The sequence below is a fragment of the Enterococcus sp. DIV1279b genome (genome assembly GCF_050531515.1).
GTDB classification, from domain to species: domain Bacteria; phylum Bacillota; class Bacilli; order Lactobacillales; family Enterococcaceae; genus Enterococcus_D; species Enterococcus_D casseliflavus.
Genome location: NZ_CP172891.1, coordinates 218559 through 245235 on the forward strand (window position 1 = coordinate 218559; position 26677 = coordinate 245235).

A 26677-nucleotide genomic window follows, 5' to 3' on the forward strand; every position below is an offset into this window, starting at 1 on the left:
TCCTTTGATTCAAGTTGCCAATGCCAAAATAGTGCGAAGACACGCAGTTGCAGTGAGACGCAACCGTCTGTTTCGGTGAAAAGAATTGGCTAAATAGGGACGTTTATTAAAGCAAACGAGGAGCAATTCAATGAATGAGAAAAAAACAGTTGTAGTGATCGGCGGCGGACTTGGTGGTCTATCAGCGGCGGTCTCATTAGCCCAAAATGGCTTTGATGTATCATTATATGAAAAAAATCACCATTTAGGTGGCAAATTGAACCGACTGGAAACAAACGGCTTCGGCTTTGACTTAGGTCCTTCGATTTTGACGATGCCGCAGATTTTTGAAAAATTATTTACTGGCAGCAATCGCGATATGGCGGATTATGTTGCGATTCGCCGATTGCCATTGGAATGGCGCTCCTTTTTCCCCGATGGCACCAAGATTGATCTCTATGGCGATCTTGCCCGCATGGCAAAGGAAAACCCCCACTTGTCGGAAAAAGACATGGCAGAGTATCAAGACTTTTTGGACTATGCGCAAAAGATTTATGATATCACGGAAAAAGGCTATTTCGAGAAAGGCTTAGATACCACGAAAGAAATCTTGAAGTATCACGGCGTGATCAAAGCGCTGAAAGGCTTTGATTATTTCTCTTCCATGCATGATGCCATTCAAAAACGTGTCAGCAATCCGCAGCTGCAAGACATGCTGAGCTATTTTATCAAGTATGTCGGCTCGTCTCCTTATGACGCCCCAGCTGTCTTGAATATGATGATCTATATGCAGCATGCCCAAGGTGTCTGGTACGTACCAGGTGGGATGCATCGTTTAGCCGAAGGCATCGTTCGCTTAGCAAAAGAGATCGGTGTGACCTTCCATACGGGACATAAAGTGGAAAAATTGATCGTTGAACAAGAACAAATCCGTGCCGCTCGTTTGGATGATGGTACGTTGATCGAAGCCGACTATTTTGTTTCCAACATGGAAGTGATCCCGGCTTATGAAGAGCTGTTAGAAGAAGCGCCGACCTTTACTCGAAAACTGGAAGAAAAATTTGAACCAGCAAGTTCTGGCTTTGTCTTGCACTTAGGGGTCAAAACCTCCTATCCGCAACTGGCGCACCACAACTTTTTCTTTTCCAATGCCTCAAAAGAAAACTTTGATCAAAATTTCCATCAGCATCAGCTGCCGGAAGACCCAACGATCTATTTGGTCAATGCCAACAAAACCGATCCTTCGCAAACAGTGGCAGGGCATGAGAACATCAAAATCCTGCCCCATATCCCTTATTTGCAGGATAAACCCTTTACGGAAGCGGAATACGATGCCTTTCGTGAACGGATCTTGATCAAGCTGGAAAACATGGGCTTAACGGATCTACGCAAGCACATCGTGTATGAAGACCGCTGGACACCCGAAGACATCCAAAAGAATTATTTGTCACATCGCGGCGCCATCTACGGCACGGTCTCTAATCGCAAGAAAAATCATGGCTTTAAACACCCGAAACACAGCGAACGCTACGAAAATCTATACTTCGTTGGCGGTACGGTCAATCCCGGTGCCGGCATGCCGATGGTGACCCTTAGTGGCCAGCAAGTCAGTGAGATGATCACCAAAAGAGAACACTAAGACAAGAAAGGATGATGACTGTGTACCTGCTGCTCGCTGGTATTTGCGCTGCTTGGCTGGCAGGCTGGCTGATTTTTTTCCGCCTGCCGACGATACCCACCCGCAAGGAGACAGCCGCATCCAAAGACTTGAAGGAGAGGGCAGAATTGTCGATCATCATCCCCGCCCGCAATGAAGCAGAAAATTTGCCGCAATTGTTGGCATCCTTGCAGCAGCAAACCCTTCATCCTGTGGAGATTTTGGTGGTTGATGACGGATCGGAAGACGAGACGATCGCCTGTGCCAAGGGCTTCGGTGCGACGGTCTTGCAAACCACTGCTGATTCTGCTGGGAAAGCGGCGGCTTGCTGGTTAGGCGCCTCACAAGCGGTGGGCAAGTATCTATTATTTTTGGATGCCGATACCTTCTTTCTAGCAGAAGATGGCTTAGAGCGTCTTTTCGCTGTGTATGAGGAGCGATCGGGACAAGGACTGCTCTCGGTGCAGCCCTACCATCAAACGAAGCGCCTGTATGAACAACTGTCTGCCGTCTTTAATGTCGTCTTACCTGTCGGGTTGAACCGCTTTTCTATCGTAGGCGAAAAACTCTCAGCTGGCGGTGCCTTTGGTCCGTGTATTTTGTGCAGCAAAACTGGGTACCTTCAAGCCAATGGACATCAGGACATGCCACAAGGAATCTTAGATGATCTAGCATTAGCGAGACGCTTTAAGAAAAAACGCTTGCCGATCGCCTTGTATGGTGGAAAAGACTTGGTGGCCTTTCGGATGTATCCAGCTGGTGTTCGTCAACTTGTTCAAGGCTGGACGAAGGACTTTGCCACTGCTTCGCAATCCACTCACCCTTTGATTATGGCGGGCGTCATCTTGTGGATCAGCGGCGGCATTGGGGTACTGGCGGCACCATTTCTGATGGAACCGCTTTGGCTAGGACTGCTTTTTTATGCTGCTTATTTTGGACAAACTCTGTGCTTTGCCCGCCGTGTCGGCAACTTCAACCGAATCCTGTTGCTTTTTTTCCCATGTTACTTTCTTTTTTTCCTAGGCTTATTTGGTTGGTCGTGGATCCAAACCCATTTGTTGAAATCCGTGACCTGGAAAGGACGCAAAATCAATTTATAGGAGGCGATGCACATGCCGCTGATCACCTTATCCCCACTGCTCTTGCTCATTACAGACAGCTTGGCTTGGCTGCTGTTACATCTAGGCATCTCCTTTGGCTTGCGCAAAGTCAGTGATGCCTTTTTTGAACGTCATGCCAACTGGTTCCGTTCTTTTGCCTTTGAAAAAGGCGGTAGGATCTGGGCGGAGGTGTTTCGTATTCGTCAGTGGAAAGACAAATTGCCCGACGGCACTGTGATTGCCAAAAAAGGCTTTGACAAATCCCGCTTGGCTCAACAGCAAAAGGACTATCTGGAAAAATTCGTCATCGAGACACGCCGAGCAGAGCTGACCCATTGGCTGCTGATGGTTCCAGCACCGTTCTTTTTCCTATGGAATCCTGCGTGGGCGGGCTGGGTGATGATCGTCTATGCGTTATTGGCTAACTGCCCATTTATCATGATCCAACGCTACAATCGCCCCCGTCTGGAGCGAGTCTTGCGGAAAAAAAGTGCCCTGCAAGTCAAGCAGAAGGCGACGGTCTAGGTTCCTGTAGGTGCCGCTTTAAGATTCGCTGAAAAATAGGCAAACTGGAAATCAAAAGGATCGGAGGGCAACTGCCTTCGATCCTTTTTAAAAAATTGGTGTTAATTTTTATGGGATGTGCCAAGTCCATTTTTTGTACACTAAGGTCATTCAAAGGAAAGGGTGATCGTATGTCATCAGAAGGATGTGGGCAAATTTTCGAACTGCCATTGCAGACTGCTGCATTGGTTGATCGTGTGTTTGGACAGGCACGAAGTATTTTTGTAAGTGTAGAAAAGAGGGAGGGATACGCAAGGTGATTGAAGATAGCCGACAACGGGACCACTATTACGACATGTTGATTGAAAAAAATTCCCAATATGAAGGGATTTTTTACGTTGGGGTAAAAACCACCGGCGTCTTTTGCCGTCCCACCTGCCCAGCGAAAAAACCGCTCAAAAAAAATTGCGAGTTTTTTCAGACGGCACAAGAAGCGCTGCTGGCGGCGTATCGTCCCTGCAAACGATGTCGCCCGCTCAGCTCGCCTAGCCACTTATCCCCTGACGTGAAAAGCCTGGTGGAAGCCGTGGAGAGTAACCCAGAGAAAAAGTGGACCGACAAAGATTTTGAAGCACTAGCGATCCATCCCAATACCGCACGCCGACAATTCAAAAAATATTTTGGCATGACCTTTATCGAATACTCCCGTGCACGCCGCTTAGGATTAGCGTTTAAGCAGATTCGTGAAGGAGAACCGCTGATCCAAGCGCAATTAGAAGCCGGTTTCGATTCTGGCAACGGCTTTCGAGATGCGTTTTCTCGGATTATGGGGGAGTTGCCTTCCAACAGCCGCGAAAAAACGATTCTTTCTTCTGCTTGGCTTGAGACCAAGCTGGGATCGATGTTGGCGATCAGCGACCAGCAGCAGCTTTACTTGTTAGAATTCGTGGATCGCAGAGGGCTAGAAACGGAGATTGCTGTTTTGAGAAGCCGCTTGAATGCAGTGATCATTCCGCAGCAAACAGCAATCATTCAGCAACTCAAACAAGAACTGACGGAATATTTTGCAGGGAATCGAACTGCCTTCACGGTACCCATCGCATTGATCGGCTCTGATTTTCAAAAAGCCGTCTGGCAGCAGCTGTTGGCGATGAAGATCGGAGAAACATACTCTTACAAACAATTGGCACAGCGAATCGGCAATGAAAAAGCTACCCGAGCTGTTGCCAATGCCAACGGAAAAAATCAATTGGCGTTGATCGTTCCATGCCACCGCGTCATCAATAGCGATGGCAGTATCGGCGGCTATGGTGGCGGGATCGAACGCAAAAAGTGGCTGCTGGCTTTGGAAAAGCAGGTGCAGCCGACCACAATGATCTAAAAAGGACAAGTATGCGTCGGAATCAGCGCTTCATTGATCGGTACATGGAATGGATCGAATCCTTTTCATTGAAATATATATTTAGCGGAACTTATGGAACCTTTCATAAGTTCCGCTTTTTTTCTTAGATTTGGCGGGTTCATAGAGAAAAGGCGAGGACCGTCGTTAGTGTCTAAGTGTTCTTTATCTCTACAAAAATAAGCATTGAATGATTTTCTTAAATAACCAAAGCATATCCTTTTACAACTTACAAAAAGTAAGTTATGATTATCTCGAATTCGAAATAAAGAGGTGAGGAAAATGGCGCATCAAGAAGAAGCGCTCAAAGCGTACATCGGTTTGCTGCGTACGGCGAGTCGTTTGGAACAAGTGGCAAAAAAAGATGTCCGTTGTTATGGCTTAAATATCACAGAGTTTTCCGTACTGGAATTGCTTTACCATAAAGGCACCCATACGACGCAAGCCATCAAGGAAAAAATCTTGATCGCCAGCAGCTCCACAACCTACGTGGTCGATCAATTAGTCAAAAAAGGCTGCGTGCAACGGGAACCTAGCCAAGAAGATCAACGGGTAACATACGTCAGTATTACGGAAGCAGGCAGGGCGTTGATGGAGAAAATTTTTCCCAGTCATGCACAAAAGATTGCGGCGAGTTTTTCCGAACTCAGCAGTGAAGAATTGCAACAATTAAAAACAATTTTACGAAAAATAACTTACGATCAGAAATGAGGAAAAGAAAATGAGAAAACAAAACCAATTATTAGGGGTACACCATGTGACGGCTATGACAAGTGATGTGGAACGGAATTACCATTTCTTTACAGATGTGTTAGGGATGCGTTTAGTGAAAAAAACCGTCAATCAAGATGACATCTATACGTACCATACTTACTTTGCGGATGATTTAGGGACACCGGGAACGACCATGACGTTCTTTGATTTTCCCAATACCGCTCGTGGTAGCAAAGGAACCAATTCAATCACCCGTACCAGTTTCCGAGTGCCCAGTGACGCAGCCCTTGATTATTATGCCGCACGCTTTGATGAATTTGAGGTAAAACACGAGGCAATCACCACCGAATTTGGGAAAAAAGTGTTGCGCTTTTGGGATTTTGATACGCAAGCCTATCAACTGATCTCTGATGAACACAATACTGGCGTGAAAGCTGGTACTCCTTGGAAAAAAGGACCCGTTCCTACTGAGTTTGCGATTTATGGCTTAGGTCCTGTTGAAATGTCTGTTTCTTATTTGGCAGATTTCAAAGGGCTGCTGGAATCCGTTTTTGATTTCAAAACCATTGATCAAGTAGATAATCGCTATTTGCTAGAAGTCGGTGAAGGTGGCAATGGCGCTCAAGTCGTTTTAGTGGAAGATACCACGAGCCCACAAGCACAACAAGGGGACGGCGAAGTGCATCATGTGGCTTTTCGCTTAGCTCACCATGACTCATTAGCAGTTTGGCAAGAAGTCTTTGATAACTTGGGATTGGCCAACTCTGGCTATGTCGATCGCTACTATTTTGAGTCGTTGTATGTGCGCATCGGCCATATTCTTTTTGAACTAGCGACAGATGAACCAGGGTTTATGGGGGATGAGCCGTACGAAACATTGGGTGAATCCTTATCATTGGCACCATTTTTAGAAAATCGCCGTGAATACATCGAAGGAGTCATCAAACCCTTCAATACAAAACGCGCCTAAGGAGGCACATAGTATGCAACCCATTCAACAGATCCACCATATTTCAGCCATCGTAGGCGATCCGCAAACGAACGTTGCCTTTTACCGTGACGTGTTGGGGTTGCGCCTCGTCAAACAAACCGTCAATTTTGATGATCCTTACACGTATCATCTTTATTACAGCAATCAAGCGTTAGAAAATGGGACCATCATCACTTTCTTCCCTTGGGAAAATGCCCATCCTGGACGAGTAGGAAGCGGACAAGTCGGCACGATCGCCTTTCGTATTCCTAAAGGCAGCAGTGCCTATTGGCAAGAACATTTGGCGAAACATCAAGTAACTGTCCAAGAAAGTACATTGTTTGACCGGCCAACTTTAGAACTTCATGATCAGCATGACCTGTCTTTGGCGCTAGTCGAAGCCGAAGAATCGGCGGAAACACCAGCGATTGTAGGCTTTCATGGGGCCGTCTTGCTTTCGGCACAACCAGAAGCGACCATTCAAACGTTGGCAGATGATCTAGGACTGAACATTTTTAACAAAACAGAGAAAAGCACCCATCTTCATACCGCAGGCATCCTCGCTCATGAGATCGTCGTGCCCCATGAAGCAATGCCAGCAGGGCGCTGGGGTGTCGGCACCGTCCATCACATCGCGTGGTCTGTGCCAACGGAAGCAGTGCAAAAAGAGTGGCAAGAGTACTTGTACGATCAAAGATACGGCGTCACTGAAATCAAAGACCGCAACTATTTCAAAGCCGTCTATTTCCAAGAGCGGGGCAACATCGTCTTTGAGATCGCAACAGAAACCCCAGGCTTTTTAGTTGATGAACCATTAGAAACGTTAGGACAGCAGTTGATGCTGCCAGCCCAATTTGAAAGCCGCCGTGCAGAGATCGAGGATCGCTTGCCAGATTTATCGGTTTAGAAAAGGAGACGCTGTATGCACTATTTAGATCCCAAGGATTTGACCCAACGAGAAAATTATAAACTACTGATTGGCTCCATCATTCCACGGCCAGTGGCAGTGGTCAGTACGCAATCAGCCGATGGTATCGTCAACATCGCCCCATTCAGTTTTTTTAACATCGTCAGCTCAGAACCCGTGATCCTCTCGTTGGCTATCCAGCGCAAAGAAGGGGAACTGAAAGACACTGCCCGCAATCTGTTGGCGACGAAAGAAGCCGTCGTGCATATTTTGGATCAAACAAATGTCCAAGAGGCCAATAAAACCGCGGCATTATTGCCCGCAGACCAAAGCGAGTTGACGGTTTCTGGATTTACCACAACGACATCGAAAACAATTGCCGTTCCTGGCTTGAAAGAAGCCAATGTACGCTTAGAAACGATTCTGCATCAACACGTACCCATCAAAAAAGACCAGCAGACCACTGCCGATCTCTTATTGTTGGAAGTTGTCGGCTACCAGATTGCAGAAGATGTCTATCAAGATGGCAAGATCGATCCCCGTGCCTTACAAGCAGTCAGCCGGCTAGCGGGAAATTCTTACGCAACGATTGGGGAGATTTTCGATATCAAACGACCAAGTTAAAGGAGGAACTTCGATGAAAGCAATCTACCAACAAGGAGCAGCTGACGCACCAGTTTTGGTGCTGCTCCACGGCACCGGTGGCGACGAACAGTCGCTGCTAGAAGTAGGAAAAGCCCTTGATCCCCAAGCGTCACTATTAGGTATTCGCGGCAATGTCTTAGAAAACGGCATGCCCCGTTACTTCAAACGCCTAGCTGAAGGGGTGTACGATGAAGCCGACTTAGCACTTCGCGGCGACGAATTAGCCGATTTCATTCGGCAAGCCGCCAAAGAATACAACTTTTCATTAGCCCAAGTGGTACTGGTGGGTTATTCCAATGGCGCCAACATTGCCATTCGCTTATTACTAAATGATAGCGACCACTTCAAAAAAGCGATCCTCTACCACGCCATGTATCCAGTCGAGAATTTACCGACGAATTCCTTGCCTGACACTCATGTGTTTCTGAGTTTTGGCAGAAACGACCCGATCGTTTCCCTAGCTGACAGTGCTTACGTCCAAGAGATCTTCACCTCACGGGGTGCAGTCCTTTCAACCGTTTGGACCCCAAGTCATCAGTTAACGTATGAAGAAGTCGAACACTCGCGCACGTGGTTGACCGAACAATAAAGCAGTGCCTCTTTCCTAATCAAACAGCGATCCTGCTGGTTGGTTAGGTTTTTTTGTTTCACGTGAAAACATTGAACAGAGAGTAGATCAGCTCCACCAAGATATGCTTTACATTAGTTCTGTTAGTATGGGTGGTTTTTATATTCTTAAAGCTTCTAGATTATAAGGTAGCTTGTTATCTCTAACCTGTTTAAGTTAATAACATGAATTATTCCTAAAAAAAATGGTAATACAATTTAATAAAACGCATAATGGAAAATGAGTTTGGTGATGATCAAAACCAGTTAGGGATTATACCTAGCTGGTTTTTTTATTAAGGCAGCAAATTTGCTGATAGTTCCTTTATTTAACAACGTTTATTGTTGTATCGATGAATGGTGGAGTGACTCCTGGTTCTTTAGATACCAGGGCACAAAAACCAGTGGATTTATTAGTTAAAAATAACATTATTGTAGTGCTGTTGATGAACTTAAATACCTTTATCAAGTAATTTATTGTTTTATAATCATTGTTTTGGCGCTATTTTTCGTATTTAAAGATAACAAAGACATTTTTATATAAAAACAAAATTTTTGTTGACAGACAAAATGAAAGCGTTTATATTGGATATGTGGTTACTACCAGTTGAGGGTAAGGGGAGGACATAAGATGCTTGGTTTGGTTTTAACAGGTCATGGAGGATTTGCGCAAGGGATGGAAAATGCGCTTGCGATGATTGCAGGGCCGCAAGAACAGTTTCTAGCAGTGCCGTTTTTAGAGGAAAATCCGTTAGCTGACTTTGAAAAAGAGTTGCAAGGAGCAATCGATCAATTAAAGGAAACCTGTGATGGGGTCGTGATTTGTGCAGACCTTGTAGGCGGGACCCCTTTTAATGTTGCGATGACCGCTGCCAATGAGGACCCGCAAGTCGAGGTCATCGGCGGCAGCAATCTACTGATGCTAGTGGAAGGTTCGTTGACTAGATATACGGCAACTGATCCAGAGCGTTTTTGTCAAGAACTGGCAGAGATTGGCAAGAGCGGTATTTTTCACGGAAAGATCAAAGGCCATGAGGAAATCAATGAGGAAGAAGGGATTTAACGATGTGGGAAATGATCTTAGCAGCCTCAATCGTGGTGCTTGTTTTTCTCTTTCTCTTTTTGGCGGTCTCATCTTTCTTGAATGGGAAACATCTGAAAAAGCAAAAAGGCTATTTCGCTGAATTGCAGCAGTCCTTGAAAAAGGGACAGAAAATCAAATTGTACGGCGGCATTATTGGGGAGATTCAAGCACTTGGGAAAGAGACAGTGGATCTAAGGGTGAAATCGGGAACGGTGATCGAAGTAGAACGTAGTGCGGTTGCAGAAATCATGCAGTAAATAGAAGGAGGACATATTTATGGGAGAACCAAATATTTTATTGACGCGAATCGACAATCGGTTGATTCATGGGCAAGTTGCCACCCAATGGAACGGTACGTTGGGGGCAAATCTAATTTTAGTGGCAAACGATAAGGTCGCCAAAGACAAAGTCAGACAAGGGTTGATGGATATGGCGGCGCCAGCTGGCGTCCAAACGAGGTATTTCTCGCTTCAAAAAACCATCGAGATCATTCATAAAGCATCGCCAAAACAAAAGATTTTCATGGTGGTTGAAAATCCGCAAGATGCGTTGAAATTAGCTGAAGGTGGGGTGCCGATCAAGAAACTGAACATTGGGAATATGCATATGTCAGAAGGGAAAAGACAGGTTGCTACGACAGTTGCCGTCGATGAAGCAGATGTCGATGCCTTTAAAAAACTGAAGGGAATGGGGGTGCAATTAGTGATCCAGCGGGTTCCAACGACACCTGTTGAAGATGAAAAGAAATTGTTTCAGTAATGCAGAGGTAAGGAAGGAGAAAGAAAATGGATTACACGATTTTTCAAATCATTTTAGTCTTCATAGTCACATTCATTGCCGCGATCGATCAATTTAGTTTTTTAGAATCATTGTATCAACCCATTGTTACTGGGATTGTTATCGGACTTATTCTTGGAGATCTTCAAACCGGCTTGATCGTTGGCGGAACGTATCAGTTAATGACGATCGGCAATATGCCGGTGGGCGGCGCGCAACCGCCAAATGCGGTGATTGGCGGAATTATGGCAGCAATCTTAGCAATCACGCTGCAGCTAGAACCAACAGTAGCGGTTGCTACGGCGATTCCGTTTTCTTTGCTGGGGCAATATGGGGTGACGATTATCTTCTCACTAATGTCACCAGTAATGTCAAAAGCCGACAGCTACGCCCATGATGCCAATACGAAGGGCATTGATCGAATCAATTATTTAGCGATGGCGGGTCTTGGAACGATCTTTGGCTTGATCGTGGTCTTATTCTTTATCGGCGGTGCTGCCTTCGGGAATCAGGCGGTCGCAGCGATCCCTCAATGGTTGATGGGTGGGCTCGGCGCAGCTGGGGGCATGATGCGGTATGTCGGTTTTGCGATTTTACTAAAAGTGATGGTTTCCAAAGAAATGTGGGGCTTCTTCTTTATGGGGTTTGGTTTAGCCACGATCGTAATGGCGGCACCTTCTTTACAAGGACCAGCCTTGATCATTCTAGCCTTTATCGGTTTTGCATTAGCCTTTTGGGATTATCAAATCCAGTCCAAATTTAAAGTAGCAGCAGCCAATACCTATGATTTCGGAGGCGACGAAGATGGCATATAATATTCCCGATTCTTATAGCGAACAAGCGCCCGCAGAACAACTGGATAAAAAGACCTTGAACAATATGGTCTGGCGTTCCTTATTTCTACAAGCCTCTTTCAACTATGAGCGAATGCAGGCAGGAGGCTGGTTATTCAGTATTTTACCGGGATTGAAAAAGATCCACAAAAATGAAAAGGACTTGGCTGCTTCAATGAGCCATAACCTAGAGTTTTTCAATACTCATCCATTCCTCGTGAACTTTGTGATGGGGATCATTCTATCGATGGAACAAAATAAAGCCGACATTCCCATGATTCGGGCAGTGCGAGTCGCCGCGATGGGACCGTTAGGCGGGATCGGTGATGCGTTGTTCTGGTTTACCTTGGTACCAATCACGGCGGGTATCACAGCCAATATGGCGATCAGCGGCAATATCGCTGCACCGTTTATATTCTTACTAGTATTCAATGCGGCCCAATTTGGTTTGCGGTACTTCTTGATGCACTGGTCCTATCGTTTAGGGACAGATGCAATTGGCATCTTAACGGAAAATGCCAAAGAGTTTACCCGAGCAGCCAGTATTTTAGGGATTTTTGTTGTCGGCTCCTTGACCTGCGTGTATGGAGCTACGTCTTTGGATATTCAGATCCCTAACGGCACTACCAATGAAGTGACGCAAGCGACGACGATCGTGGATGATCAAGCAGCCATTGCCGCTTACGAAGACATGTTGTATACCACGGATGAGAATGGTCATTTGACTGACACACTGCAAGAAAATGCGGCGGTCAACGAACTGGCTAACGGCAAATATGAATTGACGTTTAACAAAGTCAACGAAGTGCCTGTGACGATCGATATTCAAAAAATCCTCGATGGGATCTTGCCGCAAGTGATTCCATTGACCATCACATTGATGCTGTATTTCTTCTTATCAAAACGCGGCTGGACGCCGTTGAAATGTATCGCTTTGCTGCTAGTGATCGGCTTGATCGGTTCTGGCTTTGGCCTGTATCCATCCATTTGGCCGCAATAAGCAAGCTAGCAGAAGAAACGGCGCAACACGTAGGAGGAGTTTTGCTAAGCAAGCAACAGCTGACTTTTTTAGCTTAGCTCGTGCTGGCAATTGGTTCATTTTCCTGCGTGAAAGGACGCAAATTCAGGAAACAGAGCCCCTGTAGACGATTGTTTGACACGCCTATCGGGAAATAGTACACTCGTTATGTGGTAGTAACCAGTTTGGAGGGGCTTATGAATATCAATAAAAATCGACAACCATTATACGATCAATTGTTAAATTTACTGATTGAAAAAATCGAAAATGAAATGGAAGCAGACACAATGCTTCCCTCAGAAAGAGAGCTGTCAAAGCGCTACGGATTAAGTCGGACCACCGTTCGCTTGGCTCTACAGGAGTTAGAAAAATTAGGCTATATTTATCGCCAACATGGCAAAGGCACCTTTGTCTCGGATATCCGCAAGCAGGCAACCAATTTATCAGGTTCGTATAGTTTTACCGAACAGATGAAAGCACTAGGGAAACAACCAGAAACTAGAGTATTGGCATTCAAAAAAATGGAAGCGACAAAATATTTTGCCACTCAGTTGCAAGTTTCCATCGGCGAGCCGATCTACAAGTTAAAACGATTGCGTCTTGCTGATGGCCAACCGATGATGATCGAGCGTTCTTATCTGCCGGTCAAACGCTTCATGCATTTAACGAGTGAGATGATCGAGCAAAAACCATTGTACGACATCTTCCATGAAGACTTTCATCAAGTGATCCGCCTCGCGGACGAAGAATTTTTTGCCAGTATTGCCAGTGCAAAAGATGCGGCATTGCTGAAAATCCACGAAGGTGCGCCAGTGTTGAACCTGGTACGCAGCACGTTCAATATTGAAAATGAAGTGATCGAATACACCTTGAGTGTTGCTCGAGCAGACCAATTTAGATACAAAGTCCGCCACTTGCGTAACGACGAGTAGCGCATTTCCTAGACAGTCTGAAATGATCCACTCGAGCAAAGAAAAGGCATGTATTCAAAACCAGTGAGGTCGGGGAAGTTTGCCCTTTGGGTGATCGCTAAGCATTCATCCAAGACAAGCGCTCCTCGCACCGTCACTGGGAATACATACTGGAAAAACAGTAGCTAGGAGGAAGAAAGATGTTTCAACTGTCAACAAAGGAATTAGCAGAATTAGGTGCGGAGATTACAACAAGAGAAATCAAACAACAGCCAGAACTTTGGCAAGAAACCTTGACGATCTATCAAGAAAAGCAAGAGGCGATCGCGGCTTTCTTACGTACCATCAAGCAAAAGACGGACAAACGCATTCGGGTAGTCTTCACAGGAGCGGGGACGTCGCAATATGTTGGAGATACGATCGTTCCTTACTTGAATAAGACCGGCGCAACTGCGGATTATCTTTTTGAAAGTATTGCTACGACGGATATTGTCGCAGCTCCAGAACAAGTTTTATTTGCGGATGAACCAACACTGCTCGTTTCTTTTGCTAGAAGCGGCAATTCACCAGAAAGTTTAGCAGCGGTCAAAATCGTCGATCAATTCGTTGCCGACAGTTATCATTTGACGATCACTTGTGCAGCCGACGGATCTTTGGCACAACAAGCTGCCGCTGGTGAAACGAGCTATCTGTTATTGATGCCTGAGAGGTCAAATGATGCTGGCTTTGCAATGACGGGAAGTTTTTCTTGCATGGCTCTTTCCGCACTGCTGATTTTTGACCAGACGCCTCTGACAGAAAAGGTGCATTATGTTGAAACCCTTAGCCGATTGGGGCAAGAAGTGATCGACAGAGAAACAGAACTCCAAGTACTGACGGACCGTTCCTTTAAGCGGATCGTTTACCTGGGCTCAGGCACGTTGTCGGGGTTGACCAGGGAAGCACAGCTAAAAGTATTGGAACTGACTGCGGGAAAAATCGCCACCGTGTTCGATTCTTCGATGGGCTTCCGTCATGGACCGAAATCATTCGTAGATGATCAAACCCTCGTCTTTGTCTTTGTCAGCAATACGTCCTACACGCGGAAGTATGATCTTGATATGTTGGAGGAATTAAAGAGTGACGGCATCGCCGCCGCAGTGACTGCTATCGGACAGCCAACCGCTGTGAATTTTTCAGGAACAAACTTTTTCTTTCCAGATGACACATCATTGCCAGACGGTTATCTAGCCTTAGCAGACATTGTCTTTGCACAAACGATCGCACTGCTGGCATCGATCAAAGTCGGGAATACACCCGACACCCCTTCGCCAACGCGTACCGTCAATCGGGTGGTCAAAGGCGTGACGATTCATCCGTATAACAACTAACGATGACTGAGAAAGCCCACCACGAGCACGTATCTTTTAGTGTACGAAGTCGATACGTGCGGTGGCCAATCAGTCGAACGTCTTCATCAATAGACATTTTTATACGTGCTGACAACCGTTTCGCCAACGCTGAAAAAAGTGAAAGCGGTTGATTCTTTGGCATGGACAAAAAAGGAGGAATTTTAATGAAAGCAACCGTAACGAAAGCCAAAAAAGCAGCGATGGATCGCCTGTCAACGAAAGAAGGAGTGATCGCAGCTTTAGCGATCGACCAACGAGGTGCCTTGAAAAAAATGATGGCAGCACTGGGCGTGGAGGCTGACGCAGAGAAAATCAGCCAGTTTAAAACGCTAGTCTCACAAGAATTGACCCCTTACGCGTCTTCAATTTTATTAGATCCAGAATATGGGTTGGCAGCTGCGCAAAGCCGTGATCCAGAGGCGGGGCTTTTGCTGGCGTATGAAAAAACCGGCTATGATGCGACTACACCGGGACGCTTGCCTGATTTATTAGGGGAATGGTCAGTTGAGCGATTAAAAGCAGCTGGCGCCGATGCCATCAAATTTTTGCTTTATTATGATGTAGATGAAGCTACCCAGATCAATCAGTTGAAACACGTCTTTGTGGAACGACTCGGCAGCGAATGCCAAGCCGCTGATCTGCCCTTCTTTTTAGAAGTTCTTTCCTATGATGCTAAGTTACCTGAAGTCGACTCAAAAGCATATGCGCAACGCAAACCAGAAAAAGTCATCGGATTGATGAAGGAATTTTCAAAACCACAGTACAAAGTCGATGTGTTAAAGGTGGAAGTACCAGTCAACATGAATTATGTGGCAGGTTTTGCTAAGGAAGAAGCCGTGTATACCAAGGAAGAAGCTGCCGCGTATTTCAAAGCGCAAAGCGACGCGACGCATCTGCCGTTTATTTTTCTCAGTGCAGGGGTATCGGCCAGCTTATTCCAAGAAACGCTGGTTTTTGCCAAAGAAGCTGGCTCCACCTTCAATGGCGTCTTGTGCGGCCGGGCAACGTGGAAAGATGGTGTTGAACCCTTTGTAAAACAAGGAACAGAAGCAGCCAAAGAATGGCTAGCAAGTACTGGAAAACAGCACATCGAAGACTTGAATGAAGTGATCCAAAAGACCGCCACTTCTTGGTGGGACAAAGTCGCGGTCGAAGAATAGTTTTTTCGCTGTTTGACAAGAGAAATGGCCAGTAATCAGACATCTTAAGGGCTTTTGAGAAGAAGTGGCAGGCTTCTGACTTAAGGCTTTAGGGTGTCTTTTTCTAGTGAAAAAAGGTTGATAGTATAACGGATGCTGACCTCATTTAGACAAAAAAAGGTTAGCAAAAAAATTATGAAAAAAAAGTCATGGCACTATGGATGATTTATCATAATTTTTTCATATAGACTAAGTTAACTTTGCTAGTTGAAAGAAAATGAAGGCAAGAAAATCAATCCCAAAAGATTTGTTAACAGGTTAAGTCAAAAATCCCTCAAAATCTTTTCTCATTTTTCAGCAGTATTGCCAGTAGAAGATCGCTTGATAAAAAAGCCGTGGCTTGCTATTCTGTTCTGTAAATTGACAGAAGGAGATGGCGTATGAAGAAAATGGCAATCAAAGAGAATCCGTTTTTGACGCGTCTGGATTATCAGAGGGCATTGGAAGACATGATCACTCCTTTGCAAGCAGCGATCTTGGCAGATGACTATCCAAGATTGAATCTAGGTAGCAGTGGGGCCGTGTATGACCGAACACGGGCTGAGATGGAAGCGCTTGTGCGTCCTTTGTGGGGGCTGGCGCCTTATTGGAGGGTTTGCCCAGATGATCCGTTACGAGCAGCTTACGTAGAAAAAGTGATAGCAGGGACAGATCCTGAACGCGCGTTTTACTGGGGAAGGATCACGGATTATGATCAATACATCGTGGAAGCAGCCGCATTGTCATTGACCCTATTGTTGCAAAAGGACGCTTTTTGGACAGCGTTGCCGCAGAAGAACCAGCGAAAGCTAGTGGCTTGGCTTTCCCAAGCACTTGAGTGCAAGATTCCTAAGAACAACTGGACATTCTTCAAAGTGTTGATACGCGTTGCCTTGTTTCACTGTGGGGAACCGTTGGCAAAAGAAGCATTGTCCCAAGAGTTGGCATTGATCGATTCCATGTACGTTGGCGATGGTTGGTACGTAGACGGGAAAACGACGCAGCGAGATTACTACATTCCTTTCGCGTTTCATTATTACGGCTTGATTTACGCTACATTTATGCAAGACGAAGATCCAGAATGGGCGCAGCGTTTTAAAGAGCGAGCCACGCTATTTGCGCAAGACTTCGTCTATTATTTTGATGAAGATGGCGAAGCCTTGCCCTATGGCCGCAGCCTGACTTATCGGTTTGCGCAAGGGGCGTTTTTCTCGGCGCTGGTTTTCGCAGACGTCGAAGCGATCCCATGGGGACAGGTGCGAGGACTACTGGCGAAGCACTTGCGCAATTGGATGGCACAAGAAATTTTCACTTTCGATGGTCGCTTGTCCATCGGGTACCACTATGAAAATCATGTAATGGCAGAAGGGTACAATGCACCAGGCTCACCTTATTGGGGGCTGAAGACCTTTTTGCTTTTAGCGGTCGCAGAAACGCATCCTTTTTGGCGGGCTGAACCTGAGCCAATCAAAAGAGAGCCGCAAAAACGGATTGAAAAAGGCAATATGTTGCTGGTGCACAATGAAAAAAGCCATCATCTATTGGGGTATCCTGCAGGCTTGATGCTGGAACAGCAAGCCCATGCTCAAGCAAAATACAGCAAATTCGTCTATTCGAGCAAATTTGGCTTCAGTGTGCCGAAAGCCGGCGTCACGTATGCCGAAGGCGCCTTCGATAGCACATTAGCTATTGCTCGAGATGGCAGCTATTTTCGCACGAAGGGCGCAGTCATGGATTATCGAGTGACGGAAAAAGGCGTCTTTTTCCAATGGGCACCCTTTGAGGAGGTAGTGATTGAAACTGAGATTTATCCATTTGGTCAGTGGCATCTGCGCGTACACGAGTTGACGACGACGATTTCGTTGGACCTTCGTGAGGGCGGGTTTAGTGTACCGCTGATCGGACGGTTGCCTCAGGCCCAAACAGGACCGACCTGGAGTCGAGTCAGTGAAGGGGGATTTTGTTCTCAAATCATCAACATCGAAGGCTATCAACAAGCCAGTATTGTTCAGCCAGAAGCCAATACCTCCGTCTTTTTTCCAAGAACTAGTTTTCCATACTTAGCACAACATATTCCGCCAGGGAAGCACCGTTTGATTTGTTTAGTCGGTGGTATCGTAGAAAAAGAAAGGAGCGATCCAAATGATTACGCTAGCAATAAAAAATAAGCAGGACCAGGTGATCGTCGGTCGCATCGACCATGAAAAAGAACCCGCGCCGTTTCAAGTTTCTGGTGATGAGTTGGCCGTATTAGCCATTAAAAACTATCCCTATGAGGAAGGGGATATGATCGTCGTTGAGGTGACGGGGGAAAATCCGTATTATGTCCTTCAGCTTGATGAAACCTTAGCACCATCACTGATCTATCTTTCCCAATCCACTTGGGAATATCAGATCCCTTGGACGGAATCTCATCGAAAGTCCTCGGTGGAAACGGCCTTTGCCTCGCAGCGCCATCACCTGATGGTGCGTAAAGCCCATGCGTTTGAGATCACGAATTATCAAAATTTATCTTTCAATGCCCATGATCAAAAGTCAGCGACAGGGGCGTATCCTCATGCTTCAGCGAATGTGGAGACGCGAGATGATTCCGTCTTTTTTGCCAAGAATGCGATCGATGGAAAATATGGCAACCGATCCCACGGTTCGTATCCGTTTGCTTCTTGGGGCATCAATCAGCAAGCCGATGCTGCATTGACCATTGATTTTGGTCGTCCTGTCTTGATCGATCGGGTTCGCTTCCTATTACGGGCAGATTATCCCCATGATAGCTATTGGACCAAAGGGACCTTGGTCTTTGCTGATGGAGAAGAGCTGGTGGTGGAAACGACAAATACGGCGTCATTTCAAGAAGTTCGTTTTCCGAAAAAAGAAACGACTAAGCTAACCTATAAAGAGCTGCAAAAAGCAGAGGATGATTCCCTATTTCCAGCTCTTACACAAATCGAAGTATTTGGTTGGAACTGTTAAAAAAAAGAGGACAAGAGCATGACAGGTCTGCATTTGTGGGCAGCTGTCATGCTCTTTTTTTAGGAATCAATGAAGGAAGGTCGCTTTTTTTATGCGTTTACGTTATAATGATTTCAGTTAATATGTTAACAAGTTAAGGAGAGGGTAAACATGCGTCTGCAAGAGAACAAACAACGCTTGATCCTGTTAGGAGAAAAAGTGACCGATGTGTGGTTAGCGGATAAAATCACCGCGTGCATCCAACAGATCGAAAAAAATAGTCAGCGCTTTGGCACACAGTTTCCTTCAGCCTGTGCCACCAATGGCAAATATCGGCTGAAAGGCAACGATGATTGGACCAATGGCTTTTGGACGGGGATGTTGTGGCTCGCCTATGAGTGGACCAAAGAAAAGAACTTTTTGACTCGAGCTATGGAGAATATTGACAGTTTTCAAACGCGCTTAGACGACCATTTTGTATTAGATCATCATGATATCGGGTTTTTATATAGCTTATCCGCCGGTGCTGGCTACAAGATCACTGGCGATGAACACTGCAAGCAAGAAGTCATTCAAGCAGCAGATGTTTTGCTGGCACGGTTTCAAGAAAAGGGGGAATTTATTCAAGCTTGGGGCACTTATGGCGACCCACAAGAATACCGCTTGATTATTGATTCGCTACTGAACTTGCCGCTTTTATTTGCAGCAACCCAATTGTCGGGAGAGACTCGCTATGCAGAGGCCGCGAGTAAGCATTATCAGACAGTCCGAAAGACTGTCATCAAAAATGACGCCACCACCTTTCATACGTACTATTTCGATCCAGAAACGGGGCAGCCAAGTCACGGGGCGACGCATCAAGGAAACAGCGACCAATCGATTTGGGCACGAGGGCAAAGCTGGGCGATTTTAGGGCTTCCTTTGAATGAAAGCTACTTGCATAGCCAGCCTTTTCCAGAAAATTATCCGCAGATCGTGGAGGTGTTTTTGGCTCATTTACCCGCAGATCTCGTGCCGTATTGGGACTTTGATTTTAACGACCAACATCCTGCTGAAAAAGACAGCTCAGCTTTAGCGATCGCGGCTTGTGGCTTGTTGGAAGCAGAGAAAATGGAGGCATATCCTGATGCCCAAAAAATCGCTAAAGGGATGCTTTACCAATTAGGCGAGCAGTATGCAGCGAGCCAAGTGCCAGAAAATGAAGGCTTATTGCTGCATGGTGTGTATGCTCATGCGGAAGGCAAAGGCATCGATGAACCCAATCTTTGGGGAGACTATTTCTATTTAGAAGGATTGATCCGATTGGCATTGCCTAATTGGCAAAGATACTGGTAAAGGGGAAGACGACATGCGAACGTTTGAGATAAAAGAAGATTTTTTGTTAGATGGAAAACCAATCAAATTGATCAGCGGAGCGATCCATTATTTCCGCATGACACCGGCGCAATGGACAGATAGCCTCTACAATCTAAAAGCACTGGGAGCCAACACAGTTGAGACCTACATTCCTTGGAATCTCCACGAACCTCGTGAAGGAGTCTACGACTTTGAAGGAATGAAAGACATCTGTGCTTTTGTAAAGCAAGCCCAAGCGCTAGGCTTGATGGTCATTTTGCGGCCTTCCGTCTACATTTGTGCTGAATGGGAATTTGGCGGGCTGCCAGCTTGGCTGTTAAACGAACCGATGCGGTTGCGCTCAACCGACCCACGCTTCATGGCAAAGGTGCGTAACTATTTTCAGGTCTTGCTCCCAAAACTTGTGCCGTTGCAGATCACCCATGGGGGACCAGTGATCATGATGCAGGTGGAAAATGAGTACGGCTCTTATGGAATGGAAAAAGCGTATTTGCGCCAGACCGAGGAGTTGATGGAAGAATACGGCATCGATGTACCCTTGTTTACTTCAGATGGGGCATGGGAAGAAGTCTTGGACGCTGGGACATTGATTGAAGACGACGTCTTTGTCACAGGCAATTTCGGCAGCCGTTCCAAGGAAAATGCGGCTGTGATGAAAGAGTTTATGGCAAAACATGGCAAAAACTGGCCCATCATGTGCATGGAATATTGGGATGGCTGGTTCAACCGCTGGGGCGAGCCGATCATCAAGCGAGACGGTCAAGACTTAGCCAATGAAGTCAAAGAGATGTTAGCAGTCGGCTCCTTGAATCTTTACATGTTCCATGGAGGCACGAACTTTGGCTTTTACAATGGCTGTTCCGCTCGGGGAGCGCTGGATCTACCACAAGTGTCCAGCTATGATTACGATGCTTTACTGACAGAAGCAGGAGAACCTACCGACAAATACTATCATGTACAAAAAGCCATAAAAGAAGCCTGTCCCGAAGTGTGGCAAGCCAAACCACGGACCAAGCAATTAGCGGCATTAGGAACCTTTCCCATCGAAAACAGTGTCTCATTATTGGCTATCAAAGATCAGCTGATGGCACCGCAAGAAAACATGTATCCACTAACAATGGAAACTGTCAGCACAGGCTACGGCTATTTGCTCTATTCGGTTCAGTTAAAAAACTATCATCGAGAAAACAAATTAAAAGTGGTAGAAGCTAGCGATCGGTTGCATATTTTTACCGACGGCCAATTACAGGCGATTCAATACCAAGAAACGCTAGGCGAGGAGCTGTTGATCCAAGGGGCACCAGATAAAGAAACCATCGAGCTAGATGTCTTAGTGGAAAACTTAGGGCGCGTGAATTACGGGTTTAAATTGAACGGGCCTACACAAGCCAAAGGTATCCGTGGAGGCATCATGCAAGATATTCATTTTCATCAAGGCTATCGTCATTACCCATTGACGCTTTCAGCAGAGCAGCTACAAGCCATCGATTATCAAGCAGGAAAAAATCCGACACACCCCTCCTTTTATCAAACGACCTTCAGGCTGACAGAGGTAGGAGATACGTTTATCGATTGCCGTGGGTATGGGAAAGGCGTCGTTATCGTCAACGGCATCAATCTTGGTCGCTATTGGCAACGTGGCCCCGTGCATTCCTTATACTGTCCGAAAGAATTTTTGAAAAAAGGCAGCAACGAAGTCGTGGTATTTGAAACCGATGGCGTGGAGATCAAGGAACTCGTTTTCTGTGATCAACCTGTCGTAGAATAAAAAAATAGAAGTAGAGACCCAAATTTACGCGGGCTCTACTTCTATTTTTGTTTTGAAATATTTCCAGTGCTTGTAGCTGACGATGTATTCAGCGACACTTCCATCTGCTAAATAGGAGTGCTTGATTTGTTTAACCGCAGGCTCTCGGAAGCTCAGTTGCAATAAGTTCAACAATTCAGCGTCATCAGGAAAGACGATTTCGTTGGTTTCAACAGAAGCCAATGAGAAAAGGTCGATCGCAAAGTCTTTTCGGACCCGCTCATAAACACTAGCATATTGGTTGAGGTTTTTGGCGATCGGTTCTTTCATCAGCTTCTTCGGCAAATGAGTGATGTGAACCAAGAAAGGAATGTCGCCAAAATAGCGGACTCGTTTGATTCGGTAGTAGGAAGCACTGGCAGCCAATCCTAATTCTTTCAAAATCTCTGGGTCATTTCCTTCTTCCACCGCAAGGACCTTGACCTTTTCTTGGTCCAGTGAATGCAGCTCAATGTCGGAAAACTTCACACTCTGAGATACTTTTGCTTTTGAAACAAAGGTCCCTTTGCCTTGGATGCGATACAGATAGCCAGCACTCGTCAATTCATTCAACGCTTTGACTGCCGTGATCGAACTAACAGAATACATCCGCTTGATATCCGCCTCTGAATAAAACTTATCGCCGGGAATGAATTTATGGTCTTTGATTTCTTGTAAAAGATCTTGCTTGATCTGCTCATACTTTGGCAGCACAGTGGTTTCCCTCCATTCCATATGAATACATCAAGCATAACATGTTAAATCCTTTCCTGCCACTTAATTAGTGTAGAAAATTCGTTGTTTTCCAGTCTATACAGGCCTGAAAAATAAAATTCAATATGTTAAGATATTAGGTTTACGAATGGCTTGCCATGTGGTATAGTATGCTTACAAGGAACATAACATGTTAAGTGGGGCGACCTGCGGAGTAGGAGGGAAATTAGTGGAAAACATTGTATTGATCAGTCATGGCGGCATGGCAGAAGGGGTCAAAAGCAGTCTGGAGATGATCGTAGGCCAGCAAGCAAACGTTCACACCGTTTCATTACGACCAGATAGTGACAATCTACAATTTGAGAAAGAATTGAACGAGAAAATGAAAGCCCTTAACGGTCCAACATTGATTATTGCGGATTTATTAGGAGGAACCCCGTGCAACGTTGCAGTCAAGAATTATTTAGAGGATGACGAAGTGGCGATCTTCGCTGGAATGACATTGTCCGTAGTGATCGAGGCAGTCGTCAATCAACGAGCGACGATCAAAGAGCTGCTTTGCTTAGCCAAAGAAAACATCGTTGATGTCAAAGCAGGGATGAACCAAGCAGAACAAGAGATGTTAGAAGAAAAGCAAGAAGAATTAGGGGATTACAGTGCGTATGCTGGGCAAGAAAATATCGTCAATAGTCGGATCGATGAGCGCTTGATCCATGGACAAGTTGCGGGTATCTGGTCCACGAGTTTAAACACGCACCGGATCATCGTGGCCAATGATGAAGCCGCCGCAGACCCATTACAAAAATCTTCTTTACGAATGGCAGCGCCAACTTCGATGCGACTTTCCGTCCTTCCAGTGGCAACGGCAGCCAAAAATATTCGTGCCGGTCGTTATGGAAAACAACGGTTGTTTTTGCTTTTCAAAAATCCCCAAGATGTTTTGCGTTATATTGAAGCAGATGGACCGATCAAAGCGATCAACGTCGGCAACATGAGCTACAAAGATGGTGCACGGGAAGTAACCAAAAGTATTCAAGTGATGCCAGAAGAAGAACCAATCTTTGAAGCGATCGCCGCAAAAGGCATCACCGTCACGGCACAGCTTGTTCCCAATGAACCATCGATCGACTTTATGAAGAAATTACGAGGATAAACCAGGCAGGGATTGAATCGAGGAGAATATGTAGCGGAAGATTTGTCAAAAAACGAGTGTTTTTCACGATTTATCTGAGGCGACATAACGATCGATAACTAGCCAGTTAAGACTCGTTCATACAATTAGGAGGAAAATTCATGCATTTAGCAGCGTATCAAATCATTCTTATTACTGTTTATGCTTTTATTGCTATTAATGATTCACTTATTTCCAATACGTTGACCCAACCAGCGATCGCCGGAATGATTTCTGGAATGATCATGGGGGACTTAAAGACCGGTTTGATGGTCGGTGGGACCTTACAGTTGATGCGTTTGGGGATCGCCGCATTTGGTGGTGCATCCGTCCCGGATTATTTTACCGGCGCAGTACTGGGAACCGCGTTTGCCGTGATCTCAGGAAACGGCGCGGAATATGGCATCGGCTTAGCAGTTCCAGTGTCCTTGCTGATGCTGCAACTGGATGTCGTGGCTCGTTTTTGTAACGTATTTCTACTACACCGGATCGATAGAGCCATCGACAACATGCAAGTCAAACGAATCCCACGGTTAGTTTTATCGGGTTCTTTCTTATGGGGATTGTCACGGGCGATTCCGATTTTATTGATGCTTTTAGCTGGAGATGCAGTCGTTACGACGATTACCGATAACACGCCAGAATGGCTGATGACCGGACTAAAAACCGCTGGTGGCGTCTTGCCAGTCGTCGGGGTAGCGATCTTATTGCGCTACTTGCCAACAAAGCACTACATTCCTTATTTGTTATTAGGCTTCTTTTTAGCTGCGTATCTGCAAGTACCAATGCTCGGCGTTTCCATCATTGGGCTCGTAGCAGCAATGTTAGTCTTTAAACGTGATAGCGAAAAAGGCACCGTTGCAACGGCAGCTGCCGGAGATTTTGAAGGAGGATATGATGGCGATGAGTGATCAAAAACTGACAAAAAAAGAGTTGAATACCATTAGCTGGCGTTATATTTTGGCAAGCCAATTAAACTGGAACTATGAGCGAATGATGAGTTCGGGCTACCTTTACGGCATCCTGCCCGTCTTGAAAAAATTCTATGGCCATGATGAAACCCAGCTGCAAGATATGCTGCGGACCCACAATCAATTTTTCAATACCAATGCGATCTTTGGGAACTTGATCATGGGGATCGATGTCGCTATCGAAGAACAAGACGGACACAAAGCCAAAGAAACGATTATCGCCTTGAAAACGGCCTTGATGGGTTCCTTGGCCGGTGTCGGTGACTCCTTATTCCACGTGATTTGGGGAACGATCTTTGGCTCTGTTGCTGGCACATTGGCGCAAAATGGTTCCGTCGTTGGTTGTGTCATCTGGATCATCGCCAACATCGCGTTACTTTTCGGTCGGGCAGCGTTGCTTCCCCTAGGTTACAAACAAGGGGTCAAATTAGTGACGACCTTGAAAGACAAATTATCGGCCTTCACCAATGCCGCAACCGTTTTAGGGGTCACAGTGATTGGTGCCTTGATTCCCTCTGTGGTCAAAGCAACTGTTCCTTTTGTCTATAAAAAAGACGGTGTCGAATTGGTGATCCAAGACACGTTAGATGCCATCTTGCCATCCCTTGTACCTATCTTGCTCGTCTTGCTGACCTACTGGATGTTAGGCCAAAAGAAACTAAATTCCACTCGAGTGATTTGGATCATCTTGATCTTGTCGATCGTTTTGAGTGCGTTTGGTATTTTGGGTTAAAATTAGCAGTAACAACTGATAGATAAGAATATGTAAATAAAAAAAGAGTGTGGAATATTTTTCCGCACTCTTTTTTTATAAAATAATTTTCTTATTTATACTCATAAATAATTTGGTTTTAAAAAAACCGTTATATTTACTCCTATAAATCAAATATTTTAATTATTTTTATTATATAATGATTAAAAAGCTGTTTTTTGTTTGGGCAGTGGACTAGAAAAATGAGGATCTTTGGCTTGGTAACTAATTGACCAATTCACAAGGGTCTTACGGTGATTACGGTGATAATCTACTATTAGTGATAAAGCTGCCACCAAGCAATTCATAAAACAGCTAAAGGAGTGGGTAGGATTTGCTTGCAGTCAGATATGATGAACTATCATTAGAGTTTGAAACAAATGAAAGCGTATTTTCCCCAAAAGGGTTAGATGTAGGAACGAAAGCGATGTTAAAGCAGCAGTTACAATGACAGACATTTCAGCAAATGCCATCGACTTGACTACGAAAAATGCGCAACGAAATGAAGTAGCACCAGAGATCGTCTTAAGTTAAGCCTTTAAAGAAATCAGCGACAAAACGTTTGATGTTATTCTGTCTAATCCGCCGTACCATGTAGATTTTTCTATACCAAAGGAATTTATCGAGAAAGCCTATCGTCAACTGGCACTCAACGGAAAGCTCTACATGGTGACCAAACGCCGAAAATGGTATGAGAACAAGATTCGCTCCGTTTTCGGTTACGTGAAAGTCACGGAAATTGAGGGCTATTACGTATTTTACGCAGAAAAGCGGGCTAAAAAGCCGTTAGTAAAAAAGAAAGAAAAAAAGTTGTCAAAGAAGCTACAACGGAAATATGGGAAGAGATAAAGGTGCCTTCAGCTGAAGGGCATCTGATATCGGGTATTTCACTAAAGTGTTAAATCCTCTCGTTTATTTTCTCCCATACAGCTGGATCATCGTAATAACATTACTAGCTACGATCGTAATCAAAATAATATTTTGGATGCCGCTATTGGCAATAATGACTGCAGCCAGGCTACCACCAACAGCTCTACCAAATTGATTGGCAGCACTATTCAGGCTGATTATCACATTTGATTTGTTCTGAGTTACATGAGTAATACCGGTATTTAACTGCAGCTCGAGAAGGAAATATCACGAATGCCGCTAATTTTTTACATGTGACCCAAATGATGATTTCAAGACAATTGAAAAATTCAGAAGAGTTGGAGAAAAAACTATCGGTACAAAAAAGAGGATTGATAATTGAGAGCGCCGATAAAATCGGTTGGAGTTGAATCTTAATTCATCATTATAAATATTT

27 protein-coding genes and 1 pseudogene are annotated in these 26677 nt (G+C 45.3%); 26 read left to right on the top strand and 2 right to left on the bottom strand.

What is annotated here, in order from left to right; translation table 11 throughout:
* Window positions 1-130: 130 nt before the first annotated feature.
* The 21 genes from IGI71_RS00995 to IGI71_RS01095 all read left to right on the top strand — a co-directional run bounded on the left by IGI71_RS00995 (window position 131) and on the right by IGI71_RS01095 (window position 21746).
* Window positions 131-1618 (top strand): phytoene desaturase family protein, encoded by a 1488-nt coding sequence (locus tag IGI71_RS00995; protein WP_194199362.1) that lies wholly within the window; start codon window positions 131-133, stop codon window positions 1616-1618.
* Between the two features lie 11 nt (window positions 1619-1629).
* Window positions 1630-2736 (top strand): glycosyltransferase family 2 protein, encoded by a 1107-nt coding sequence (locus tag IGI71_RS01000; protein WP_430616103.1) that lies wholly within the window; start codon window positions 1630-1632, stop codon window positions 2734-2736.
* 12 nt (window positions 2737-2748) lie between these two features.
* Window positions 2749-3261: a glycosyl-4,4'-diaponeurosporenoate acyltransferase gene (locus IGI71_RS01005; RefSeq protein WP_244323189.1), complete on the top strand. Its 513-nt coding sequence runs from the start codon at window positions 2749-2751 to the stop codon at window positions 3259-3261.
* Window positions 3262-3556: 295 nt separating this feature from the next.
* The gene (locus tag IGI71_RS01010; RefSeq protein WP_074934350.1) at window positions 3557-4621 is read left to right on the top strand and encodes a bifunctional transcriptional activator/DNA repair enzyme AdaA; all 1065 of its coding nucleotides are present in this window, start codon (window positions 3557-3559) and stop codon (window positions 4619-4621) included.
* 300 nt (window positions 4622-4921) lie between these two features.
* The gene (locus tag IGI71_RS01015; RefSeq protein ID WP_010748593.1) at window positions 4922-5350 is read left to right on the top strand and encodes a MarR family winged helix-turn-helix transcriptional regulator; all 429 of its coding nucleotides are present in this window, start codon (window positions 4922-4924) and stop codon (window positions 5348-5350) included.
* A gap of 10 nt (window positions 5351-5360) precedes the next feature.
* A complete protein-coding gene (locus IGI71_RS01020; RefSeq protein ID WP_430616105.1) occupies window positions 5361-6323 on the top strand; it encodes a ring-cleaving dioxygenase in 963 nt (320 codons plus the stop codon).
* 13 nt (window positions 6324-6336) lie between these two features.
* Window positions 6337-7230 (top strand): VOC family protein, encoded by an 894-nt coding sequence (locus IGI71_RS01025; RefSeq protein WP_430616107.1) that lies wholly within the window; start codon window positions 6337-6339, stop codon window positions 7228-7230.
* Window positions 7231-7245: 15 nt separating this feature from the next.
* Window positions 7246-7854, top strand: a complete 609-nt coding sequence (locus IGI71_RS01030; protein WP_430616109.1) for a flavin reductase family protein — start codon at window positions 7246-7248, stop codon at window positions 7852-7854.
* Between the two features lie 13 nt (window positions 7855-7867).
* Complete coding sequence (locus IGI71_RS01035) at window positions 7868-8464, top strand: alpha/beta hydrolase (RefSeq protein WP_121260322.1); 597 nt, start codon at window positions 7868-7870, stop codon at window positions 8462-8464.
* A gap of 648 nt (window positions 8465-9112) precedes the next feature.
* On the top strand, window positions 9113-9544 hold the full coding sequence (locus IGI71_RS01040) for a PTS sugar transporter subunit IIA (RefSeq protein WP_422704999.1): 432 nt from the start codon (window positions 9113-9115) through the stop codon (window positions 9542-9544).
* 2 nt (window positions 9545-9546) lie between these two features.
* The gene (gene yajC, locus IGI71_RS01045; RefSeq protein ID WP_008376459.1) at window positions 9547-9822 is read left to right on the top strand and encodes a preprotein translocase subunit YajC; all 276 of its coding nucleotides are present in this window, start codon (window positions 9547-9549) and stop codon (window positions 9820-9822) included.
* A gap of 19 nt (window positions 9823-9841) precedes the next feature.
* Complete coding sequence (gene agaV, locus IGI71_RS01050) at window positions 9842-10324, top strand: PTS N-acetylgalactosamine transporter subunit IIB (RefSeq protein ID WP_430616110.1); 483 nt, start codon at window positions 9842-9844, stop codon at window positions 10322-10324.
* A 26-nt stretch (window positions 10325-10350) separates the two neighbouring features.
* Window positions 10351-11157 (top strand): PTS mannose/fructose/sorbose/N-acetylgalactosamine transporter subunit IIC, encoded by an 807-nt coding sequence (locus tag IGI71_RS01055; protein ID WP_430616111.1) that lies wholly within the window; start codon window positions 10351-10353, stop codon window positions 11155-11157.
* Window positions 11147-12175, top strand: coding sequence for a PTS system mannose/fructose/sorbose family transporter subunit IID (locus IGI71_RS01060; RefSeq protein WP_123833537.1), 1029 nt, complete (start codon window positions 11147-11149; stop codon window positions 12173-12175). The genes IGI71_RS01055 and IGI71_RS01060 overlap by 11 nt, the downstream gene beginning before the upstream one ends.
* 215 nt (window positions 12176-12390) lie before the next feature.
* Window positions 12391-13125: a GntR family transcriptional regulator gene (locus tag IGI71_RS01065; protein WP_005226773.1), complete on the top strand. Its 735-nt coding sequence runs from the start codon at window positions 12391-12393 to the stop codon at window positions 13123-13125.
* A gap of 179 nt (window positions 13126-13304) precedes the next feature.
* Window positions 13305-14474: an SIS domain-containing protein gene (locus tag IGI71_RS01070; protein WP_430616114.1), complete on the top strand. Its 1170-nt coding sequence runs from the start codon at window positions 13305-13307 to the stop codon at window positions 14472-14474.
* Window positions 14475-14659: 185 nt separating this feature from the next.
* The gene (gene lacD, locus IGI71_RS01075; RefSeq protein ID WP_430616115.1) at window positions 14660-15655 is read left to right on the top strand and encodes a tagatose-bisphosphate aldolase; all 996 of its coding nucleotides are present in this window, start codon (window positions 14660-14662) and stop codon (window positions 15653-15655) included.
* 419 nt (window positions 15656-16074) lie between these two features.
* Entirely contained in the window at window positions 16075-17841 is a 1767-nt protein-coding gene (locus tag IGI71_RS01080) for a DUF2264 domain-containing protein (protein ID WP_430616116.1), read from the top strand.
* Window positions 17816-18643 (top strand): DUF7402 domain-containing protein, encoded by an 828-nt coding sequence (locus tag IGI71_RS01085; RefSeq protein ID WP_430616118.1) that lies wholly within the window; start codon window positions 17816-17818, stop codon window positions 18641-18643. The genes IGI71_RS01080 and IGI71_RS01085 overlap by 26 nt, the downstream gene beginning before the upstream one ends.
* A gap of 150 nt (window positions 18644-18793) precedes the next feature.
* Window positions 18794-19957, top strand: a complete 1164-nt coding sequence (locus tag IGI71_RS01090) for a glycoside hydrolase family 88 protein (protein ID WP_086294411.1) — start codon at window positions 18794-18796, stop codon at window positions 19955-19957.
* A gap of 13 nt (window positions 19958-19970) precedes the next feature.
* Window positions 19971-21746 (top strand): glycoside hydrolase family 35 protein, encoded by a 1776-nt coding sequence (locus IGI71_RS01095; RefSeq protein ID WP_430616120.1) that lies wholly within the window; start codon window positions 19971-19973, stop codon window positions 21744-21746.
* A 24-nt stretch (window positions 21747-21770) separates the two neighbouring features.
* Here IGI71_RS01095 and IGI71_RS01100 read toward each other — a convergent pair whose 3' ends face one another.
* Window positions 21771-22478, bottom strand: coding sequence for a GntR family transcriptional regulator (locus IGI71_RS01100; RefSeq protein ID WP_430616121.1), 708 nt, complete (start codon window positions 22476-22478; stop codon window positions 21771-21773).
* Window positions 22479-22668: 190 nt separating this feature from the next.
* Between IGI71_RS01100 and IGI71_RS01105 the strand changes: the two genes are divergently transcribed.
* From IGI71_RS01105 to IGI71_RS01120, 4 genes are all read left to right on the top strand, one after another.
* On the top strand, window positions 22669-23631 hold the full coding sequence (locus IGI71_RS01105; protein ID WP_430616123.1) for a PTS mannose/fructose/sorbose transporter subunit IIAB: 963 nt from the start codon (window positions 22669-22671) through the stop codon (window positions 23629-23631).
* A 140-nt stretch (window positions 23632-23771) separates the two neighbouring features.
* On the top strand, window positions 23772-24560 hold the full coding sequence (locus tag IGI71_RS01110; protein ID WP_005226797.1) for a PTS mannose/fructose/sorbose/N-acetylgalactosamine transporter subunit IIC: 789 nt from the start codon (window positions 23772-23774) through the stop codon (window positions 24558-24560).
* Entirely contained in the window at window positions 24544-25353 is an 810-nt protein-coding gene (locus IGI71_RS01115) for a PTS system mannose/fructose/sorbose family transporter subunit IID (protein WP_005226799.1), read from the top strand. Before IGI71_RS01110 ends, IGI71_RS01115 begins: the two co-directional genes overlap by 17 nt.
* A gap of 591 nt (window positions 25354-25944) precedes the next feature.
* Entirely contained in the window at window positions 25945-26220 is a 276-nt protein-coding gene (locus IGI71_RS01120; protein WP_241655665.1) for a methyltransferase, read from the top strand.
* A 63-nt stretch (window positions 26221-26283) separates the two neighbouring features.
* Here the strand turns inward: IGI71_RS01120 and IGI71_RS01125 are convergent, their stop codons facing one another.
* The gene (locus IGI71_RS01125) at window positions 26284-26445 is read right to left on the bottom strand and encodes a hypothetical protein (protein WP_164888603.1); all 162 of its coding nucleotides are present in this window, start codon (window positions 26443-26445) and stop codon (window positions 26284-26286) included.
* 53 nt (window positions 26446-26498) lie between these two features.
* On the opposite strand from IGI71_RS01125, the pseudogene IGI71_RS01130 reads away from it, so the two are divergent.
* Window positions 26499-26651 (top strand): annotated as a pseudogene (locus IGI71_RS01130) (helix-turn-helix domain-containing protein); the annotation flags it as partial.
* Between the last annotated feature and the right edge of the window lie 26 nt (window positions 26652-26677).

Bases quoted from the DNA above. Each gene is read 5' to 3' on its own strand.
- IGI71_RS00995 (WP_194199362.1), top strand. From the start codon at position 131: ATGAATGAGAAAAAAACAGTTGTAGTGATCGGCGGCGGACTTGGTGGT.
- IGI71_RS01000 (WP_430616103.1), top strand. From the start codon at position 1,630: ATGATGACTGTGTACCTGCTGCTCGCTGGTATTTGCGCTGCTTGGCTG.
- IGI71_RS01005 (WP_244323189.1), top strand. From the start codon at position 2,749: ATGCCGCTGATCACCTTATCCCCACTGCTCTTGCTCATTACAGACAGC.
- IGI71_RS01015 (WP_010748593.1), top strand. From the start codon at position 4,922: ATGGCGCATCAAGAAGAAGCGCTCAAAGCGTACATCGGTTTGCTGCGT.
- IGI71_RS01020 (WP_430616105.1), top strand. From the start codon at position 5,361: ATGAGAAAACAAAACCAATTATTAGGGGTACACCATGTGACGGCTATG.
- IGI71_RS01025 (WP_430616107.1), top strand. From the start codon at position 6,337: ATGCAACCCATTCAACAGATCCACCATATTTCAGCCATCGTAGGCGAT.
- IGI71_RS01030 (WP_430616109.1), top strand. From the start codon at position 7,246: ATGCACTATTTAGATCCCAAGGATTTGACCCAACGAGAAAATTATAAA.
- IGI71_RS01035 (WP_121260322.1), top strand. From the start codon at position 7,868: ATGAAAGCAATCTACCAACAAGGAGCAGCTGACGCACCAGTTTTGGTG.
- IGI71_RS01040 (WP_422704999.1), top strand. From the start codon at position 9,113: ATGCTTGGTTTGGTTTTAACAGGTCATGGAGGATTTGCGCAAGGGATG.
- yajC (WP_008376459.1), top strand. From the start codon at position 9,547: ATGTGGGAAATGATCTTAGCAGCCTCAATCGTGGTGCTTGTTTTTCTC.
- agaV (WP_430616110.1), top strand. From the start codon at position 9,842: ATGGGAGAACCAAATATTTTATTGACGCGAATCGACAATCGGTTGATT.
- IGI71_RS01055 (WP_430616111.1), top strand. From the start codon at position 10,351: ATGGATTACACGATTTTTCAAATCATTTTAGTCTTCATAGTCACATTC.
- IGI71_RS01060 (WP_123833537.1), top strand. From the start codon at position 11,147: ATGGCATATAATATTCCCGATTCTTATAGCGAACAAGCGCCCGCAGAA.
- IGI71_RS01065 (WP_005226773.1), top strand. From the start codon at position 12,391: ATGAATATCAATAAAAATCGACAACCATTATACGATCAATTGTTAAAT.
- IGI71_RS01070 (WP_430616114.1), top strand. From the start codon at position 13,305: ATGTTTCAACTGTCAACAAAGGAATTAGCAGAATTAGGTGCGGAGATT.
- lacD (WP_430616115.1), top strand. From the start codon at position 14,660: ATGAAAGCAACCGTAACGAAAGCCAAAAAAGCAGCGATGGATCGCCTG.
- IGI71_RS01080 (WP_430616116.1), top strand. From the start codon at position 16,075: ATGAAGAAAATGGCAATCAAAGAGAATCCGTTTTTGACGCGTCTGGAT.
- IGI71_RS01085 (WP_430616118.1), top strand. From the start codon at position 17,816: ATGATTACGCTAGCAATAAAAAATAAGCAGGACCAGGTGATCGTCGGT.
- IGI71_RS01090 (WP_086294411.1), top strand. From the start codon at position 18,794: ATGCGTCTGCAAGAGAACAAACAACGCTTGATCCTGTTAGGAGAAAAA.
- IGI71_RS01095 (WP_430616120.1), top strand. From the start codon at position 19,971: ATGCGAACGTTTGAGATAAAAGAAGATTTTTTGTTAGATGGAAAACCA.
- IGI71_RS01105 (WP_430616123.1), top strand. From the start codon at position 22,669: ATGTTAAGTGGGGCGACCTGCGGAGTAGGAGGGAAATTAGTGGAAAAC.
- IGI71_RS01110 (WP_005226797.1), top strand. From the start codon at position 23,772: ATGCATTTAGCAGCGTATCAAATCATTCTTATTACTGTTTATGCTTTT.
- IGI71_RS01115 (WP_005226799.1), top strand. From the start codon at position 24,544: ATGATGGCGATGAGTGATCAAAAACTGACAAAAAAAGAGTTGAATACC.